The 17,194-nt window shown below is 64.1% G+C and carries 15 protein-coding genes; 10 read left to right on the top strand and 5 right to left on the bottom strand.

Annotated features, from left to right (window positions below; genetic code table 11):
• Nucleotides 1-261 precede the first annotated feature (261 nt).
• The 8 genes from R2E40_RS16205 (at nt 262) to R2E40_RS16170 (ending at nt 8,694) form a co-directional block, all read left to right on the top strand.
• Complete coding sequence (locus R2E40_RS16205) at nt 262-840, top strand: DUF3305 domain-containing protein (RefSeq protein WP_253626346.1); 579 nt, start codon at nt 262-264, stop codon at nt 838-840.
• Nucleotides 833-1,435, top strand: a complete 603-nt coding sequence (locus R2E40_RS16200) for a DUF3306 domain-containing protein (RefSeq protein ID WP_318163903.1) — start codon at nt 833-835, stop codon at nt 1,433-1,435. Before R2E40_RS16205 ends, R2E40_RS16200 begins: the two co-directional genes overlap by 8 nt.
• 104 nt (nt 1,436-1,539) lie before the next feature.
• Entirely contained in the window at nt 1,540-3,282 is a 1,743-nt protein-coding gene (locus R2E40_RS16195) for a 4Fe-4S dicluster domain-containing protein (protein WP_318163902.1), read from the top strand.
• Nucleotides 3,283-3,292: 10 nt separating this feature from the next.
• On the top strand, nt 3,293-3,913 hold the full coding sequence (locus R2E40_RS16190; RefSeq protein ID WP_017409114.1) for a molecular chaperone: 621 nt from the start codon (nt 3,293-3,295) through the stop codon (nt 3,911-3,913).
• Nucleotides 3,914-3,982: 69 nt separating this feature from the next.
• Nucleotides 3,983-4,186, top strand: coding sequence for a transcriptional initiation protein Tat (locus R2E40_RS16185; protein WP_005303194.1), 204 nt, complete (start codon nt 3,983-3,985; stop codon nt 4,184-4,186).
• A gap of 23 nt (nt 4,187-4,209) precedes the next feature.
• Nucleotides 4,210-7,098 (top strand): formate dehydrogenase subunit alpha, encoded by a 2,889-nt coding sequence (locus tag R2E40_RS16180; protein ID WP_318163901.1) that lies wholly within the window; start codon nt 4,210-4,212, stop codon nt 7,096-7,098.
• A 4-nt stretch (nt 7,099-7,102) separates the two neighbouring features.
• Nucleotides 7,103-7,726 (top strand): formate dehydrogenase FDH3 subunit beta, encoded by a 624-nt coding sequence (gene fdh3B, locus R2E40_RS16175; protein WP_011706855.1) that lies wholly within the window; start codon nt 7,103-7,105, stop codon nt 7,724-7,726.
• Nucleotides 7,723-8,694, top strand: coding sequence for a formate dehydrogenase subunit gamma (locus R2E40_RS16170; protein ID WP_318163900.1), 972 nt, complete (start codon nt 7,723-7,725; stop codon nt 8,692-8,694). Before fdh3B ends, R2E40_RS16170 begins: the two co-directional genes overlap by 4 nt.
• 65 nt (nt 8,695-8,759) lie before the next feature.
• Here the strand turns inward: R2E40_RS16170 and R2E40_RS16165 are convergent, their stop codons facing one another.
• Complete coding sequence (locus R2E40_RS16165; RefSeq protein ID WP_318163899.1) at nt 8,760-9,890, bottom strand: hybrid sensor histidine kinase/response regulator; 1,131 nt, start codon at nt 9,888-9,890, stop codon at nt 8,760-8,762.
• Nucleotides 9,891-10,130: 240 nt separating this feature from the next.
• Here R2E40_RS16165 and R2E40_RS16160 point away from each other — a divergent pair, with 240 nt between their 5' ends.
• Nucleotides 10,131-11,846, top strand: a complete 1,716-nt coding sequence (locus R2E40_RS16160; protein ID WP_024944164.1) for an NAD-dependent malic enzyme — start codon at nt 10,131-10,133, stop codon at nt 11,844-11,846.
• Nucleotides 11,847-11,914: 68 nt separating this feature from the next.
• Here the strand turns inward: R2E40_RS16160 and R2E40_RS16155 are convergent, their stop codons facing one another.
• Nucleotides 11,915-12,256 (bottom strand): RT0821/Lpp0805 family surface protein, encoded by a 342-nt coding sequence (locus R2E40_RS16155; protein ID WP_139707086.1) that lies wholly within the window; start codon nt 12,254-12,256, stop codon nt 11,915-11,917.
• A complete protein-coding gene (locus R2E40_RS16150; protein ID WP_318163898.1) occupies nt 12,253-13,554 on the bottom strand; it encodes a hypothetical protein in 1,302 nt (433 codons plus the stop codon). Before R2E40_RS16150 ends, R2E40_RS16155 begins: the two co-directional genes overlap by 4 nt.
• A 305-nt stretch (nt 13,555-13,859) precedes the next feature.
• Here R2E40_RS16150 and R2E40_RS16145 point away from each other — a divergent pair, with 305 nt between their 5' ends.
• Nucleotides 13,860-15,098 (top strand): uracil-xanthine permease family protein, encoded by a 1,239-nt coding sequence (locus R2E40_RS16145; protein WP_318163897.1) that lies wholly within the window; start codon nt 13,860-13,862, stop codon nt 15,096-15,098.
• A 101-nt stretch (nt 15,099-15,199) separates the two neighbouring features.
• Here the strand turns inward: R2E40_RS16145 and R2E40_RS16140 are convergent, their stop codons facing one another.
• Nucleotides 15,200-16,207 carry a beta-propeller fold lactonase family protein gene (locus tag R2E40_RS16140; RefSeq protein ID WP_318163896.1) on the bottom strand — a complete coding sequence of 336 codons (1,008 nt, stop codon included), beginning with the start codon at nt 16,205-16,207 and terminating at the stop codon, nt 15,200-15,202.
• Nucleotides 16,208-16,271: 64 nt separating this feature from the next.
• A complete protein-coding gene (locus R2E40_RS16135; protein WP_318163895.1) occupies nt 16,272-17,105 on the bottom strand; it encodes a hypothetical protein in 834 nt (277 codons plus the stop codon).
• Nucleotides 17,106-17,194: the final 89 nt, after the last annotated feature.

The raw sequence follows: 17,194 nt of genomic DNA, 5'->3' as shown, positions 1-17,194 counted from the left end.
ATCGGATAGTTCGGTGTTATTCGATTATTGTCATCCCCTCTACTCGGTACTGGCAGATTAGCCTTGCTCCGTATGTTGGGCTGTGCTCAGCGCCAACCCATGTCCCGCACAAGGCCCCACCATCAACCACCAAACCGGCCTTGGCCCCACTCTTGCTAAGTCTTATCCCATTGATGGCCGTGGCCGCCATGAATCTCCTGCTCTGATCCGCTCCTAATGGGGTGGAATCACGGGGGAGGGCGGCCCGGCAGAGACCTTCTGATGGGAGCCGCGACAGTGCAAGACACAACCAATATTCTCTCCCCGCAGCGCTGGCTGCAGCTGGAGTTAAAGGCCATCGACAGCCAGGTTGGCCGCTGGCAGAGCCGCCGTTTCGAGATTGCGGCGCTCCATCCCGCCGAGCCCGAGGCTGCCGGTGCCTTGCCCCTTACCCTGTTTCGCGACGAGCGGGGGGATTATCGCTTCAATTTGAGCTCCGGTTCGCCCCGCCTCTTTGTCACCGGAAGCCGCGTGGACAATGGCTTTGTGGCCGATGGCCTCACCCTGAGTCAGACCGTGGCCGCCGCCTATATGGATGGCGAGCGGCAGGTGCTCTCTTGCCCGCTGCCCGAGGCGCTGCAAGCCTGGGTGGAGGCCTTTATCGGCCGCCACGGCGAGCTGCTGGAGGCCCGTCGCAAGGGCAAGAAGGGCAAGGGGCGGGCGCAGGATCAGCTCGGTGTCGATAGCCAGGATCAAGCCAGTTGTGGCGCCGTCAAGGCCACCGGCCCCGATGGCCGCGAGCGTGGCAGCGACGCCGGAACCTGTGCCGGAAACAAGGCCGGAAACAGCGCCCATGAGTGAGTTTCTCAAGCGCTGGTCGTCTCGCAAGAGTGAGGCGCGCAAGCATCAGGCATTGCAGCCACGAGAGGAGGTGACTCCTGAGGCGCTTGCGACCCCCATCGAAGGCAGTGGCGAAGGTGAAATGCCTGATACTGCGCTGGATAGCCCCGTAGTCAGCACTGACAAGGGGAGCTGTGACCCCCTTGCTGTTGAGGGGGCAGAGAGTGGCGAACCTCCGCTGAAAACGGCGCAGTCGGGCAAGGCCAAACTCCCCGACAAGGAGGCGCTGCGCGCCATGTTTCGCAGCCATAAGCCGGATGGGCTCGACGACTACACCCAGGATTTCAGTCAGCCCGAATTGCTGCCAGCAGCCTTGAGCGCCGGGCTGCGCAACTGGCTGGTGGAGCAGGTGAGCACACCGGATGGTGAAGCCCCTCACTCAACCGCTGCCGCACCCGAACCGGCGACGGTGGCCGCCACGGCCATAACCAGCGAGCCGCAAGGGTTGGCTGATAACCATTCTCAAAACCCCACCGACGATCGGGACATTTTGGTTGACCATGATGGACAAAATGTCCCAACCAAGGGTGGGGGAATGGAGCATTTGGGATCCTGACTCCCTGCCAGTCACTTTTTTCCTGGGGGAGTTGGCTCGGCTCTTGCTCTCCCAGCTGACCAACAAGCACGCCATCCCACGAGGTGGCGCGCACAGGAGTGCATGTGAGCATCGAACAACCCATAACAACATCCGTCGCAACTCTGACCGCCGATGGCGTGGCCGCGCGCAGCGAACGTGCCCGCGCCCATGCCCTGCAGCATACGGTCAAGACCGACAACCTGATCCCGGCCACCGTCTCCTACCAGAGTCAGGGGCGCTTGCTGCTGGTCGGCCCGGAAGACCGCATTCGCCGCGCCGCCAGCCTGCTGCCCCAAGGCGTGATGCCGACCCTGCTGGTGACCGAAGCGGTCCACGACGCCGAGGCGGCGGATCTCGAGGCCATCTTCGAGGCTACCGCCGCCCTGGATGCCCTGACCCTGCGCGAACCGAGCCTGACCGGGTATCTCGGTCAGTTCCAGCTCACCGGCCTCGATGGGCAGGGTGAGCGTATTTCTCTGGCGGCGCTCTGTTTTCCACAACAAGCGACTGTTGGTAGCGAACCGCGTTTCGATCTGGTGGCCGATCTGGGTACGACCCAGCTGTTTGCGCTGGAGCGCCCGCCGGTGGGCTATCTGCATCTCTTTGATGACGCTGACCAGGCCGCACGACTCGCCGGGCAACTCGCAGAACTTTGTGCGCTGACCGGCATCTTCGACAAGCCGCGCTATTTTCGCCTCGACCCCGAGGCGTGTGCCTTTACCGCCCGCGGCGTGCCCGGTTGCAGCCGCTGTCTCGATGTCTGCCCGACCGATGCCCTCAAGCCCGTCAATGGTCGCATCCAGATCGATCCCCATCTCTGTCAGGGCTTCGGCAGCTGCGCCTCGGCCTGTCCGACCGGGGCGATTGGCTATCACCAGCCCGATGCCAACACCAGCGGCGACTACCTGCTGCGTCTGCTCAAGCACTACCGGGAGGCGGGGGGAGACGCGCCTCGGCTGCTGATTGCCGGTGAAAGCGAGCGCGAATGGGTGGAAGCCGAACTTGCTGCTCTACCCGCCAACTGGCTGCCGGTCTGGGTGGAGGAGAGTGCGAGTCTAGGCATCGAGAGCTGGTTCGCCGCCCTCGCCTATGGCGCCTGCGGGGTGCGCATTGCGCTGGGCGATGATACCCCCGCCAGCGTCCGCGCGCTGGTTGAGCGGGAGCTGGCGAGCGCCGCCGTGCTGCTGGCGGGTGCCGGTCTTGCTGCCGATCGCATCGCCCTGTTTAATCCGGATGCCGAACAAGATAAGCCGCTCTTCTGTGAGCCAGCTGTTGCCCTGCTGGACAAACCGCTGAAAGGGGACAAACGGGAGAATCTGTTTGCCGCCTTCGACGCCCTCTGGCAGGCCAACGAGGGAAGCCGCGAGCCGCTGGCGGTGCCCCACGGCGCCCCTTACGGCAGCGTGGAGCTCAAAGACGCTGACTGCACCCTCTGCATGGGCTGCGTGGCGGTCTGCCCGAGCCGCGCCCTGCATGCGGTGGGCCATGCCCCAGGCCTCAACTTTATCGAGCAGGATTGCATCCAGTGCGGCATGTGCGAAAAGGCGTGCCCCGAGCAGGCCATCGTGCTGATGCCCCGCCTGCAACCCGTGCCCGAGGCGCGCCGCACCGTGCAGAGCCTCAAAGCCGAAGAAGCCGCCTGCTGCATTCGCTGTGGCAAGCCGTTCGCGCCGGCCTCCCTTATCCGCCGCATCCAGCAGAAACTGGCCGGTCACTCCCACTTTCAGAACGAGGCCGCCCAGCGGCTGCTGATGTGCGAGGACTGCAGGGTCAAGGATGTGTTTGCGGCGCTGGCGGCGGATCCCGTCTCCCAGCTCAAGGTGTGAGGGGGCTCTGATGACTGAACAACGCAATGACTACCCGGAGGCGCCGGCAATGACCGACCTGGATCGCAATAGCGCCGACATGTATGCCCTGCTGGCGAGCCTCTGGCGCGCCGCCCCCCGTGGCGAGCAACTCGCCTGGCTGCAAGGCCTGCAGGCCATGCCCGGCCCCTTTGCCAGAGGGTTGGGGCTGGTGCAGCTGGCAGCCAGCAGCCACCACGAAAACGAGCTTGCCGAGGAGTATCAGGATCTCTTTATCGGGCTGGGGCGTGGTGAAATCGTGCCGTTTGCCTCCTGGTATCTCACCGGTTCACTGATGGAGCTGCCGCTGGCGGTGCTGCGTGCAGACCTGCAGTCCCTCGGTTTCGAGCGCCAGAGCGGAGTGTGCGAGCCGGAAGATCACCTCGCCGCCCTCTGTGAGGTGATGGCGGTACTGATTGCCGAGCAGCACCCGGATCGCAACCGCTTCTATGAACGCCACCTTGCCCCCTGGGTACTCGCCTGCTGCCGCGATCAACAACAGGCGAAAGGGGGCAGCTTCTACCGGGCGGTCGGGGCCCTTGCCGAAGACTTTTTCAAACTGGAACAGGAACTGCGCCTGCCCTTTGGCAGCCCGGTGGTGACGCAGCCATGACGCTGCGCCACCCACTCATAGCAAAACCGGCTCACCGCAGCCGACCATAACAACAGAGGTCACAGAAAGATGAGCGATGAACAGCTGAAAGACCCGTCCCGCCGCAATCTGATCAAGGGGGTGGGGGTGGTTGCCACCATAGGCGTGCTGGCCGGTGCCACGGGCCGGGTGGTGGGCAAAGAGGTGCTGACCCACGACACCGAGCCCGACAAGGGCTATCGGGAGACCCCCCACGTTCACGACTTTTATCGCACCCTGCGCGGCACCGACTGAGCCGACTCAGTGAAGGAGAACTCATGAAACTGACGAAACGTGCCGAGCAGCCCCAGGCGGGCGAGCAGGGCAGCTTGCAAAGCAATGGGACCGCCCGCGGTCAGGGGCTGACCCGTCGCGCCTTTATGGTCAACTCAAGTCTGGTGGCCGGTGGCGCCGTGGCAGCCGGCTGGCTGGCACCGGCCATGATGCAGCGGGCCGAGGCCAAAACCGTAGCGGCCGAGGTGCCGGTCGAAGTGAAGCGCACCATCTGCTCTCACTGCTCGGTGGGCTGCGGCGTCTATGCCGAGGTGCAAAACGGCGTCTGGACCGGTCAGGAGCCGGCCTTCGATCACCCCTTCAACCTCGGTGGTCACTGCGCCAAAGGGGCGGCCCTGCGCGAGCACGGCCACGGTGAGCGTCGCCTCAAGTACCCGATGAAACTGGTGGGCGGCAAGTGGCAGCGTCTGAGCTGGGATCAGGCCATCGAAGAGGTGGGCAATGAAGTGCTGCGCCTTCGCAAGGAGTCCGGCCCCGACAGCGTCTACTGGCTTGGCTCCGCCAAGCACTCCAACGAGCAGGCCTACCTGTTTCGCAAGATGGCGTCCCTGTGGGGCACCAACAACGTGGATCACCAGGCGCGCATCTGCCACTCCACCACGGTGGCCGGGGTCGCCAACACCTGGGGTTACGGCGCCATGACCAACAGCCTGAACGACATGCACAACAGCAAGTCGATCATGTTCATCGGCTCCAACCCGGCGGAGGCCCACCCGGTCGCCATGCAGCACATCCTGCTGGCCAAAGAGCGCAACGGCTGCAAGATCCTGGTGGTCGACCCGCGCCGTACCCGCACCGCCGCCAAGGCGGACATGTACCTCTCCCTGCGTCCGGGCACCGACGTCGCCTTTATCTGGGGCATGCTCTGGCACATCTTCAAGAACGGCTGGGAAGATAAAGAGTTCATCCGCACCCGCGTCTATGGCATGGACGAGGTGCAAAAAGAGGTGGCGCGCTGGACCCCGGCCGAAGTGGAACGGGTGACCGGCCTCAACGAACAGCAGGTTCATGGTGCCGCCAAGCTGCTGGCCGACAACCGCCCCGGCTGCGTGGTCTGGTGCATGGGCGGCACCCAGCACACCACCGGCAACAACAACACCCGCGCCTACTGCATCCTCGAACTGGCCCTCGGCAACGTGGGCAAGAGCGGGGCGGGCACCAATATCTTCCGCGGTCACGACAACGTGCAGGGCGCCACCGACTTTGGCGTCACCTCCGACTCCCTGCCCGGTTACTACGGGCTGGAAGAGGGCTCCTGGAAACACTGGGCCCGGGTGTGGGACGTCGATTACGAGTGGATCAAGGCGCGTTTTGACAACAAGGCCTACAACGGCAAGCTGCCGATGAACAACAACGGCATTCCGGTCTCCCGCTGGGTGGATGGGGTGCTGGAGAACGCCGATCTCATCGAGCAGGGCTCCAACATCCGCGCCATGTTCTACTGGGGCCATGCGGTCAACTCCCAGACTCGCGGCCCCGAGATGAAGAAGGCGATGCAAAAGCTCGACATGATGGTGATTGTCGACCCGTACCCTACGGTCGCCGCCGTCATGAACGATCGCACCGACGGCGTCTACCTGCTGCCGGCCACCACCCAGTTCGAGACCTATGGCTCTGTCACCGCCACCAACCGCTCCATGCAGTGGCGCGACAAGGTGATAGAACCCCTGTTCGAATCCAAGGTCGACCACGAGATCATGTATCTCTTGAGCAAGAAGCTTGGCTTTGCCGATGAGCTGTTCAAGCACATCAAGGTGGAGAACAACGAGCCGCTCTTGGAAGACATCACCCGCGAATACAACCGCGGCATGTGGAGCGTGGGCTACACCGGCCAGAGCCCGGAGCGGCTCAAGGCGCACCAGCAGAACTGGCACACCTTCCACAAGACCAACCTCAAGGCCGAAGGGGGCCCGGTCAGTGGCGAAGTGTACGGTCTGCCCTGGCCCTGCTGGGGTACCCCGGAGATGAAGCACCCCGGCAGCCACATCCTCTACGACACCAGCATTCCGGTGTCGGAAGGGGGCGGCGGTTTCCGCGCCCGTTTCGGCATCGAGTATCAGGGCGTCTCGCTGCTGGCCGAAGACTCCTGGCCCAAGGGGAGCGAGGTGGAGGATGGCTATCCCGAGATCACCGCAGATCTGCTGAAGCAGCTTGGCTGGTGGGATGAGCTGACCGAGGCCGAGAAGAAAGAGGCCGAGGGCAAGAACTGGAAGACCGACCTCTCCGGTGGCATCCAGCGGGTGGCCATCAAGCATGGCTTCGTGCCCTACGGCAACGCCAAGGCGCGCTGCGTGGTGTGGACCTTCCCGGATCAGGTGCCCAAGCACCGCGAGCCGCTCTACACCCCGCGCCGGGATCTGTTGGCCGACTACGCCACCTGGCCCGATGCCAAGAGCCTGTGGCGCCTGCCGACCCAGTACGCTTCGGTGCAGGAGAAAGACGTCAGCAAGGAGTTCCCGATCATCCTCACCTCCGGCCGTCTGGTGGAATACGAGGGAGGGGGCGATGAGACCCGCTCCAACCCCTGGCTGGCCGAGCTGCAGCAGGAGATGTTCGTCGAGATGAACCCGGCGGATGCCAACGACGTCGGCGTGCGTGACGGTCAGGATGTGTGGGTGGAGGGGCCGGAAGGGGGCCGGGTCAAGGTGAAGGCGCTGGTGACCCCGCGGGTCAAACCTGGGCTTGCCTTTATGCCGTTCCACTTCGGCGGCCACTTCGAGGGCCAGGATCTGCGCGCCAAATATCCGGAAGGGTCAGACCCCTATGTGCTGGGGGAGTCGGTCAACATAGTCACCACCTATGGCTATGACCCGGTTACCCAGATGCAGGAGACCAAGGTCACCCTGTGCCGTTTTCGCCAAGTAGGAGCCTGATCTCATGGCCAGAATGAAATTCATGTGTGACACCAAGCGCTGCATCGAGTGCAACGGCTGTGTGACGGCGTGCAAGAACGAGAACGACGATGCCCTGGAGTGGGGCATCCAGCGCCGCCGGGTGGTGACCCTCAACGACGGCCTGCCGGGGGAAACCTCCATCTCGGTCGCCTGCATGCACTGTACCGACGCTCCCTGCATGGCGGTCTGCCCGGCCGACTGCTTCTATCACACCGACGACGGCATCGTTCTGCACAACAAGGATCTCTGCATCGGTTGCGGCTACTGCCTGTTTGCCTGCCCGTTCGGGGCGCCCCAGTTCCCGAAGACCGCCGCCTTCGGCGATCGGGGCAAGATGGACAAGTGCACCTTCTGTGCCGGCGGCCCGGAGGAGGATCACAGCGAGGCGGAGCGCCAGAAGTACGGTGCCAACCGCATCGCCGAGGGCAAGCTGCCCATGTGTGCCGAGCTCTGCTCCACCAAGGCGCTGCTGGCCGGTGACGCGCAGGTCATCTCCGACATCTTCCGCGAGCGGGTCGCCTATCGCGGCGCCAAGGAAGCGGGCTGGGGCAGTGGTGAAGAGCTGTTTTACGACGCCAGCAAGGCGGGCAAGGGAGGGGCGGCATGAAAACCTGGCTAATGGCCCTGTTTGCTGCCCTGCTGCTGGTGAGTACCGCCAGCTTCGCCGACGCCGAGAAAGAGGCGGTCGGCTTTGCCGGCGCCGACTACTGGCGTGCGGTGAAGGACGGGCAGGAGGGGGTGACCACCTCCCGCTCGCCGGAGCACGGGGTGCTCATCTCGGTGCCGGGCCAGCTCTGGTTCGAGGTGAAGACCAAGTGGGTGTCGCCGCTCGGTGCCATCGCTATCTTCGGCTCCTTGGCCATGTGCGGCCTGATGTACTGGGCGGTGGGGCCGACCAAGCTCTCCAAACCGCGCACCGGGCGCAAGCTCAAGCGCTGGAGCCGGCTCGATCGGGCGCTGCACTGGAGCACGGCTGGGATGTTTCTGACCCTGTCCGGGTCGGGGCTGGCCATCATCTATGGCAAGCACTTCATCAAGCCGGTGGTGAGCCTCGGGGTGTGGGAGAACTGGATCTGGTTCGCCAAGGTGTTCCACAACTACGTGGGGCCGCTCTTCTTCCTCTGTCTGATGGGAGTGCTCATCAAGTGGTTTCGCCACAACATCGTCAACATGGTGGACGTGCGCTGGTTCATGAAGGCGGGCGGCATGCTGGGGCCCCACAAGGGGAGTCACCCCTCGGCGGGCTTCTCCAACGGCGGCGAGAAGGCCATTTTCTGGCTGCTGATCTGGTTTGGCGGCATCGTGGTGGCGACCGGGCTGTTTCTGGACTTCCCCATCTTCGGCCAGCTGCGCCGCCAGATGGAGTGGGCCAGTTTCATCCACATCGTCGGCGCCTTGATCCTCATCTGCGGCTTCATCTTCCATATCTATATGGGCCTGTTCCAGCTGGAAGGGGCGCTGGAGGGGATGATCAGCGGCGAGGTGGACGAGACCTGGGCCAAGGAGCACCACGACCTCTGGTATGAAGAGGTGAAGCACCAGCTTGAGGAGCCCAAGGCAGGCAAGTCAGGCTGAGGCTGACTGCGAGATCAGGATGAAAGAGAAGGGGCGCTGCGGCGCCCCTTTGTTGTGTCTGCCCCTCAAAGCGGCGGCTGCAGCGGCAGCCGGATGCGGTAGCAGAGCCCCTCGCCGGGCGGGCTGGTGACGGCAAGCTGGCCGTGCAGGTTGTTCTCCACCAGATTGTGGATGCGACAGGCGCTCAGCCCGCAGTGGCGGGCGTCCCCGCGCAGGGTGGTGAAGAAGGGCTCGAACAGGTGGGCCAGCTGCTCGGCCGCCATGCCGGGGCCGTTGTCCCGGTAGATCAGCAGCAGCTCGCTGCCGGCCCGCTCCACCTGCAGGGTGAGGCGATGCTCCCCCGGCCCCTTGAAGGCGTGCTCCATGCTGTTCTTGATGAGCTCCTGCACTAGGTCGAGAAACAGCGACTCGGGGACGGTCAGGGTGACCTCTTCGCCACCCAGATCGGCGTTGACCCTGGCGATGAGAAACTCCGGGGTGAAGGCCTGCAGCAGCTTGCGCAGGCTTTTCTGTACGGCGAAGGGGGTGGCGGGCAGTTCGGTCTGATCCCGGGTCAGCTCCTTGAAGCGGGTCACCAGCAGGGCGACCCGGCGCAGGCTGGACTCCACCAGCTCGGTGCCCTCCTTGATGTCGGTGAGCTGCTGCTGGAGCAGGCGCTGCCCCAGCATGCCGTTTTGCACCGCGCTGGCCAGCAGATCGCCGGCGCCGTGAATGAGGCTGGAGGCGGTGATGCCGATACCGATGGGGGTGTTGATCTCGTGGGCGATGCCGGCGGTGAGCTGAAACAGGCTCTGGTAGAGCTGCACCTTGGCCTGCTGGCGCCCCAGCTCCTTGAGGCGCAGCTGGTTTTGCACCCGGGCCAGCACCTCGAGCTGGTGGAACGGCTTGGAGACATAGTCGCAGCCACCGGCCTGAAAGGCCTGCTCGAGCGCCCCGATCCCGCTGTTGGTGCTGATGAAGAGCACCGGCAGGCACCACTGGCCCGGCAACTGCTTGATGCGGCGGCACGCCTCGTAACCGTCCATCACCGGCATGTTGATGTCCATCAGCACCAGATCGGGGGGGAACTCGGTGGCGGCATCCACCGCCTGCAGGCCGTCGGTGGCCTCCCGCACCCGGTAACCCGCCTCTTCCAGCAGACTGCGCAAGATGTAGCGGTTGGATGCCATGTCATCGACGATCAGGATTTCACTCATCTGTTTGTTTTCTCCTGCCCCCGGGAACCTCTCCCTGCCGGTGGCCTGCTGTTGAGCATAGTTGGCCGCTCTCTGTGGCGCGTGGCCGGTATGAGACCATTACCCGCCTCGGCGCGGATTTTGGCCGCAGGGTATGCCCAAGCTCACAAAACTAAACAGGCAAACGTCATATGATTGATTTCATTATGAGTCTTGCTCTCCTGCCGAACGGCAATTTCACGTAAATCAAAGAGAATGACTATGGCTACCGGACAATATCTGCTGTGGAAAGATGCACAGGGACAAGATTTTCGCCCCGTTGCACTGACTGGCACCGATCTGCTCAACGATCGCAATCTCAACAAGGGCACCGCCTTTACCGAACAGGAGCGCGCCGACTTCGAGCTCGACGGCCTGTTGCCTCCCCAGGTGCAAACCTTCGAAGCCCAGCTGGATCGGGTCTATCAGGGCTTTCTGAGCGCCTGCAGCGACATCGAGAAGTATCAGAACCTGCGGGCATTGCAGGATCGCAACGAGACCCTGTTCTACGCCCTGCTGGCGCGCCACGTGGAGGAGATGACCCCCATCATCTACACCCCGACCGTGGGCAAGGCGTGCCAGGAGTTCAGCCACCGCTACCAGAAGGCGCGCGGCCTCTACATCACCCCGAAGAACGTCGATGACATGGGCTCCCTGGCCCGTCAGCTGGATGCCAAATCGGTGCGCATCATCGTCGTGACCGACAGCCAGGGGATCCTGGGGATCGGTGACCAGGGGGTGGGCGGCATGGGCATTCCCATCGGCAAGCTCTCCCTCTATACCCTGGCCGCCGGCATTCACCCCGCCTGCTGCCTGCCCATCGCGCTGGATGTCGGCACTGACAATCAGGCGCTGCTGGATGATCCCATGTACCTGGGTCAGCCCCACAAGCGCATTCGCGGCAAGGAGTACGACGACTTCATCGACAAGTTCGTGGCCGGGGTCAAGCGTCACTTCCCGAACGCCGTGCTGCAGTGGGAGGACTTCAGCAAGTCCAACGCCTTCAACAATCTCTCTCGTTATCAGCAGTCGCTGCCGTCGTTCAACGACGACATCCAGGGTACCGGGGCCGTGGTGCTGGCGGGCATCATAGGGGCGGTCAAGGTCAAGGGCGAGACCCTGGGCCAGCAGAACTACCTGGTCTATGGCGCCGGTGCCGGCGGGGTCGGGGTGGCGGATCAGATCTGCGCGGGCATGATCCGCGAAGGGCTGGATCCGCAGGCGGCTCGCGATCGCATCTACATCCTGGATACCCAGGGGCTGGTGTGTGACAACCGCGAGGGGCTCGACGAGTACAAGCGTCGCTACGCCAAGCCGGGCCTGCTGCTGGCCGGCTGGGACACCGAAGTGCCCGGCAAGGCCAACCTGACCGACGTGCTGCGTCACGTGCCGATCACAGTGCTGCTGGGCACCAGCGGCTCGGGCGGCGCCTTCAAGGAGGAGCACGTGCAGCTGATGCAAAAACACTGCGCGCGCCCCATGGTGTTCCCGCTCTCCAACCCGACCGCCAACTGCGAGGCGCTGCCGGACGACATCTATCGCTGGAGCCAGGGCAAGGCCATTGTCGCCACCGGCAGCCCATTCAAGGATGTGCACTACGAGGGTCAGGAGTTCCGGGTCGGCCAGGGCAACAACGTCTTCATCTTCCCGGGGGTGGGTCTGGCGGCCATCGTCAGCCAGATCCGCGAGATCACGCCGGACATCTTCACCACCGCTGCCTTCGCGCTGGCGGAGTGTGTGAGCGAGGTGGACCTGGCCAAGGGGGCCGTCTATCCGCGCATTCGCGAGCTGCGCAACATCTCGGTGCACGTGGCGACAGCGGTGCTCAAGGACATAGTGCGGCGGGATCCTTCCCACCCGCTGATCGGTCAGGATCTGCAGCAGCACATCCTCAACCACATGTGGGAGCCGGTCTATCTGCCCTATCGCCGGGTATGATGGTCGCAAGCTTGCACTTGCAATAGAAGAGGGGTGGCCATGGCCACCCCCTTTTGTTACCTGAGCTGTCAGCTGCGCAGCGGCAGCCAGTGGCCCGCCTTGCTGCGGCAGGCGGTGTCCTGCCACTGCTGACTGGCCTGGCCTATGTAGAGCTGCTCGCGGTAGTCGCGGCACCAGAGGCCGTTGGAATGGCGAAAGGTGCGCAGCGGCGTGACGCTGCCCGAGTGGCGGTTGGCGGAGTTGAACCAGGTGAGGCTCTGGCCCTTGGGACGGGTTTGCAGCGCCTCGGCCAGTGCCTGATTGGCCAGCACCACGTCCTGCTCGTCCATCTGGTGATAGAGCGGGGCGGTTGGCTGGGTGGCACAGCCGGACAGCGACAGCGCCAGGCAGATCAGCAGATAACGGCTCATGGTTGCACCTTGCTGTTGAATCCTTGCTGGATCAGCGCTTGCTCCTGTGCATCGGTCAGGGTCTGGCCGCGATCGTCGGTCGTGCCGTCGCCCCGGATCTGGTTGCCGTTGGCGTCGACGGCGTCTACCCCGTTGTCGTCGACTGTGCCGTCACCCCGGATCTGGTTGCCATTGGCATCGACGGCGTCTATCCCGTTGTCGTCGACCGTGCCGTTGCCCCGGATCTCGTTGCCGTTGGCATCGATGGCATCCATGCCGTTGTCGTCGACCGTGCCGTCGCCCCGGATCTCGTTGCCATTGGCATCGACGGCGTCTACCCCGTTGTTGTCGAGGCCGTTACCGAGGCCACGCCCGCCACCGTGACGATCGCCGCCGGCGTGGCGGTCCCCTCCGCCATGCTGTTCACCACCGGCATGCCGATCGCCCCCGGCGTGTTCCCCACCGCCGTGGTCGTCACCGCCATGGCTGCTGCCGCCATCGCTGTCATTGCCTCCACCACTGCTGCTGCCGCCATCGCTGTCATTGTCTCCACTACTGCTGCCGCCGCCATCGCTGTCACTGCCTCCACCACCGCTGCCGCCGCCATCGCTGTCGCTGCCTCCACCGCCATCGCTGTCACTGCCTCCACTACTGCTACCGCTACCACCTCCGCCGCTATTTCCTCCTCCACCGTTTCCACTGCCATCGCCATCCTTGTTGTGAACGATCAGCCCATTGGCGACATAGCTGTGGCTGCCATCCAGGATCAGGTTGAACAGTGCGGTGGTGGGCGGGGCGTCAAGCCAGCAGAGGGACTCCACCAGCAGTGGGGTGGGGTGAGGTGCCAGCGCCAGGCTGCCTGCGCTGCCGTGTTCCGACCAACCCAGCAGATACATGCCGGTAAAGAGCGGCAGCACGGCGAGGGTCGGGTTTTCGGTACGAGTCATGGCCGGGGCGATGGCCGCCCAGCCGCGGGTGGTCAGAAAGGGGTGTTCGGCGGTGAAGAAGGGGGCCAGCCGGTTGAGCCCGTAGAGCCGGCGCGCTCCCAGCAGCACCCGTTCGACCGCCAGGATCCGGTTGCTGTGGCCATATTGATCCCGTACCCGTTCACCGATCTGTAGGGTCTCGATGGGGCGCTCCTCCCCGTCGGCCATCAGGATGCGGGTGCCGGCTACGAAACAGGACTTGGCATAGGCCTGATTCAGCTGCCATTGATGGTGGCTGAAGTCATAGCTCAGCGGGGTGGCAAACAGGGCCAGGGCGATGGCCGAGCCCACCAGCAGTCGGCGCTGGCTGGGCTTGAAAGCGGGCAGTGACATGGGGGACTCCTTGTCCGGCTGGGTTCACGTCATCAAGTATAGAGGGGGCCGGTGGCGGGGCAGGGGCAACACCTGACAACAAAACAGTATGGAAAAACGATTGGCGCCGGCCATAAAAGTGCGTAAAATCGCTTCCTCGATGCTTGTAGCAACGAATCCCGCCTAAAAAGCCAGTTTCATGCCCTCCCCAAGCAGTAAGAGGCAACAAATGACGCCAAATGGCTCATTCAGTGCCTTGAAAAAGTCTTGTGATAACTGAAAAGTGTCAAATATCCCTGTCAGTTATCAAAAAATTAAGGACATCCATGTTTTCCTTAGTCAAGCAAAGTGTCGCCGGGCTGCAAATCTTGTTTGTCGCCTTCGGTGCCATGGTTCTGGTGCCCCTGCTCACCGGACTGAACCCCTCCATGGCCCTGCTTGGCGCCGGTGTGGGCACCCTGCTGTTCCAGCTCTGCACCCGCCGCCAGGTCCCGATTTTCCTCGGTTCCAGCTTTGCCTTCATCGCCCCCATCATTTACGCCACCCAGACCTGGGGCCTGCCCTCCACCATGTTCGGTCTGTTTGCCGCCGGTTTCATGTACTTCATCTTGGCCGCGCTCATTCGCGTGCGTGGGATGGGCTTCGTGCACAAGCTGCTGCCGCCTGTGGTGATTGGTCCGGTGATCATGGTGATCGGTCTGTCGGTCGCCCAGGTGGCCTGCAACATGGCGATGGGCCGTGCCGGTGGTGAGCAGGTCGTGCCAGCCTCGGTTGCGCTGACCCTGGCTGGCATCTCGCTGGCGGTCACCCTGATTGCGGCGGTGTTCTGCAAGGGCTGGATCAAGCTCATCCCCATCCTCTCCGGTGTCATCGCCGGTTACGTGGCCGCCGTGCTGATGGGTCAGGTGAGCTTCGATGGCATGGTGAACGCCCCCTGGTTGGCGCTGCCCCACTTCGTGACCCCCGAGATCAACTGGGCTGCGGCGCTGTTCATGCTGCCGGTGGCCATCGCCCCCTGTATCGAACACATCGGCGGCGTGCTGGCCATCGGTGGTGTGACGGGCAAGGATTACACCAAGAACCCGGGTCTGCACCGTACCCTGGCCGGTGACGGCATCGGCGTCTGCTTCGCCGGCTTCATCGGTGGCCCCCCCGTCACTACCTATGCCGAAGTGACCGGCGCCGTGATGATCACTCGCAACTTCAACCCGGTCACCATGACCTGGGCTGCGGTGTTCGCCATCATTCTGGCCTTCTTCGGCAAGTTCAACGCCCTGCTCACCTCCATCCCGATGCCGGTGATGGGCGGCATCATGCTGCTGCTGTTCGGATCCATCGCCGCCATCGGTCTCAAGACCCTGGTGGAGTCCAAGGTGGACCTGGGGCTGTCGCGCAACATCGCCATCGTGGCCGTGACCCTGACCGTGGGTGTCGGCGCGCTGGAGATGAAGATCGGTGACTTCGCCCTGGCGGGCGTGGGTCTGGCCTCGGTGGCCGCCATCCTGCTCAACCTCATCCTGCCCCAACACTCCGAAGAGGGGGACATGGAGAGCGCCAAGGATTAAGCGCCTGGCTGTTGTTCGTTGAGATGATGAAAAAAGAGGCCACCCCAGGGTGGCCTCTCTGTTTTGTCGATGCGCCGGGCTCGGGGCTAAGTGCTGAGGGCTCAGGGCGTCAGCGTCAATACCCGTACCCACATGGCCCCTTCGCCCACCGGCTGGCGAGCCTGCAGGGTGAGGGCGCCGCTGGCCGGATCGATGCGGTGCAGCGCCAGCCGGTGGGAGGCCTGCCCTGCCGCCAGCAGCCAGCGGCCCTGCCCGTCGATGGCAAAGCCGCGCGGCATGGTTTCGGTGGGGAAGTGGTCGACTACGCCGAGCTCGCCATCCGGCGCAATGGCGAACTGGGTCAGCAGGCTGCTGGCCCGCTCGCTGCTGTAGAGAAAGCGCCCATCCGGCGTCACGTGCAGATCCGCGCCCCAGTACTCCCCCTGATAACCGGCGGGCAGCATCTCCAGGCTCTGGCACAGTGTGATGTCGCCATCGGCGCTACGCCGATAGCGGTTGATGGTGCAGTCGAGCTCGTTCAGGCAATAGAGGTCGCCATTGCTTGGGTGGAGCGCCAGATGGCGCGGGCCGGCGCCGCTGGCGGTCTGCAGATCCCCCAGCGGATGGGGGCGCAGCCGACCCTCCCGGCAGAGCACCAAGCGGCGGATACGGTCCTCCTTGAGGCAGGCGACCAGCACCTCCTGCTCGCCCTGGCCATCGGCGGCCAGCAGGGTGACCGAGTGGGCGGCCTGCAAGCCGTCGAGCTGCTGGTGGGGCGACTCTGCCCGACCGGCGCTTCCGATGGCGGAGACGGTGACATGATTGAAGGCATAGGAGGCCGCCAGCAGGAAGCGGCCATCGGCCGAGATGGCGGTGTGGGAGGCGCTGCCCGCCAGCGGCGCCGAGCCCGGCTCGCTGAGCCGGCCATCCACACCAATCCGGTAGCTGATAAGCGCAAAATCGGGCCGCACGGCGGCATGGAGCCAGTGTCCGTCCGGGCTGATCACCAGCGGCTGGACCTGGCCCGGGGTGTCGACCACCTGCAATAACGCGAGCTCCCCGCTCGCGGCCAGGGCGAACACGTGGATCTGCTGGCTGGCGGGGCTTGCGACATAAACTACCTGCTGCATCTGCTCTCTACTCCTTGTCATGGGCAACGGCGGTCATCTTATCCTCTTTCGGGACCGCTCTGGCCTACTCTTTTGCCCGCCTCGGGCAGACCACCTGACGGGCCTTGAGGTGGTAGAGCTCCACTTGCGGGTGGCTGAAGAAGCCCACTTCCCACGGGTTTTTCTGCACGAAGGCGGCGCGGATGGGCTCGAACAGTGGGTGATCCTGCGGGATCTGGTAGGCATCGGCGGCGATGATGGTGTAGTTCCACTCGATGGCGCGGGTGTAGGTGAACACCGCCCGCGAGTCGATGGCGAAGTGGCAGCGCCCGTCGCGTTTGAGCAACTGCGACTTGAAGGTCTCGGGGAAGGTGATGAAGAAGATGTCGTCCTCATCGGAGGAGAGAAACGCCAGCACTGTGGTGTGTGGCTGGGACTGGGCCTGGGTTACCAGTACCCCGATCTTGTTCTCCACTTCGCGCAGGTCAGGCACCGGCAGGCCGGTGAGCGGGGTGACCGGCAGCTCGCGGGCGGGGCGTTCATCGGCCGGATGCTGATAGTCCGGCCGGGCGAAGCCATAGACTACCCGGTTGCCGTACCAGAGCTCGAACTGCAGCGGGGTGACCTGCACCTTGTCCGGGGCGGTGCGTGTTATCACCCCCTTGTAGGAGACGCGATAGACGCTCAAGGAGGCATCGTACTCGTCGACCCCGGTGCGGTTGTCCAGATGCAGGGTGATCTTCTCCCCCACCACCAGCTGGTGCCCCTTGGGGAAGCTCAGCAGCAGCTCGTCGCCGGCCTGGATCTCGACCCCGCAGATGTAGACGCCGGTCTCCTTGCTGGCGGGGTCGACATAGGTGGCGGCCACCCCGAGCAGGGGAGAGCCGAGAAAAGAGAGCAGAGAGGGTTGGGAACTCATTGGCGCACCTTGGCAAATGTGGGGGTTGGCCCCTCAGTGTATCGCGGCCGGCCCGGATTGGCAGACCCCCTCACTGGGGGAGGTAAGCG

It is taken from the genome of Aeromonas sp. CD, from assembly GCF_033349375.1.
In the GTDB taxonomy this organism is placed as follows: Bacteria; Pseudomonadota; Gammaproteobacteria; order Enterobacterales; family Aeromonadaceae; genus Aeromonas; species Aeromonas hydrophila.
The sequence above is the reverse complement of the archived record's forward strand: the minus strand, read 5'-3'. Positions and strand labels throughout refer to the sequence as shown.

Excerpts from the sequence above, each read along its gene's own strand:
- R2E40_RS16135 (WP_318163895.1), bottom strand. The coding sequence starts at position 17,105 with ATGAGTTCCCAACCCTCTCTGCTCTCTTTTCTCGGCTCTCCCCTGCTC.
- R2E40_RS16170 (WP_318163900.1), top strand. The coding sequence starts at position 7,723 with ATGAAAACCTGGCTAATGGCCCTGTTTGCTGCCCTGCTGCTGGTGAGT.
- R2E40_RS16200 (WP_318163903.1), top strand. The coding sequence starts at position 833 with ATGAGTGAGTTTCTCAAGCGCTGGTCGTCTCGCAAGAGTGAGGCGCGC.
- R2E40_RS16165 (WP_318163899.1), bottom strand. The coding sequence starts at position 9,890 with ATGAGTGAAATCCTGATCGTCGATGACATGGCATCCAACCGCTACATC.
- R2E40_RS16185 (WP_005303194.1), top strand. The coding sequence starts at position 3,983 with ATGAGCGATGAACAGCTGAAAGACCCGTCCCGCCGCAATCTGATCAAG.
- R2E40_RS16155 (WP_139707086.1), bottom strand. The coding sequence starts at position 12,256 with ATGAGCCGTTATCTGCTGATCTGCCTGGCGCTGTCGCTGTCCGGCTGT.
- R2E40_RS16180 (WP_318163901.1), top strand. The coding sequence starts at position 4,210 with ATGAAACTGACGAAACGTGCCGAGCAGCCCCAGGCGGGCGAGCAGGGC.
- R2E40_RS16190 (WP_017409114.1), top strand. The coding sequence starts at position 3,293 with ATGACTGAACAACGCAATGACTACCCGGAGGCGCCGGCAATGACCGAC.
- R2E40_RS16140 (WP_318163896.1), bottom strand. The coding sequence starts at position 16,207 with ATGCAGCAGGTAGTTTATGTCGCAAGCCCCGCCAGCCAGCAGATCCAC.
- R2E40_RS16205 (WP_253626346.1), top strand. The coding sequence starts at position 262 with ATGGGAGCCGCGACAGTGCAAGACACAACCAATATTCTCTCCCCGCAG.
- R2E40_RS16160 (WP_024944164.1), top strand. The coding sequence starts at position 10,131 with ATGGCTACCGGACAATATCTGCTGTGGAAAGATGCACAGGGACAAGAT.
- R2E40_RS16145 (WP_318163897.1), top strand. The coding sequence starts at position 13,860 with ATGTTTTCCTTAGTCAAGCAAAGTGTCGCCGGGCTGCAAATCTTGTTT.
- fdh3B (WP_011706855.1), top strand. The coding sequence starts at position 7,103 with ATGGCCAGAATGAAATTCATGTGTGACACCAAGCGCTGCATCGAGTGC.
- R2E40_RS16150 (WP_318163898.1), bottom strand. The coding sequence starts at position 13,554 with ATGTCACTGCCCGCTTTCAAGCCCAGCCAGCGCCGACTGCTGGTGGGC.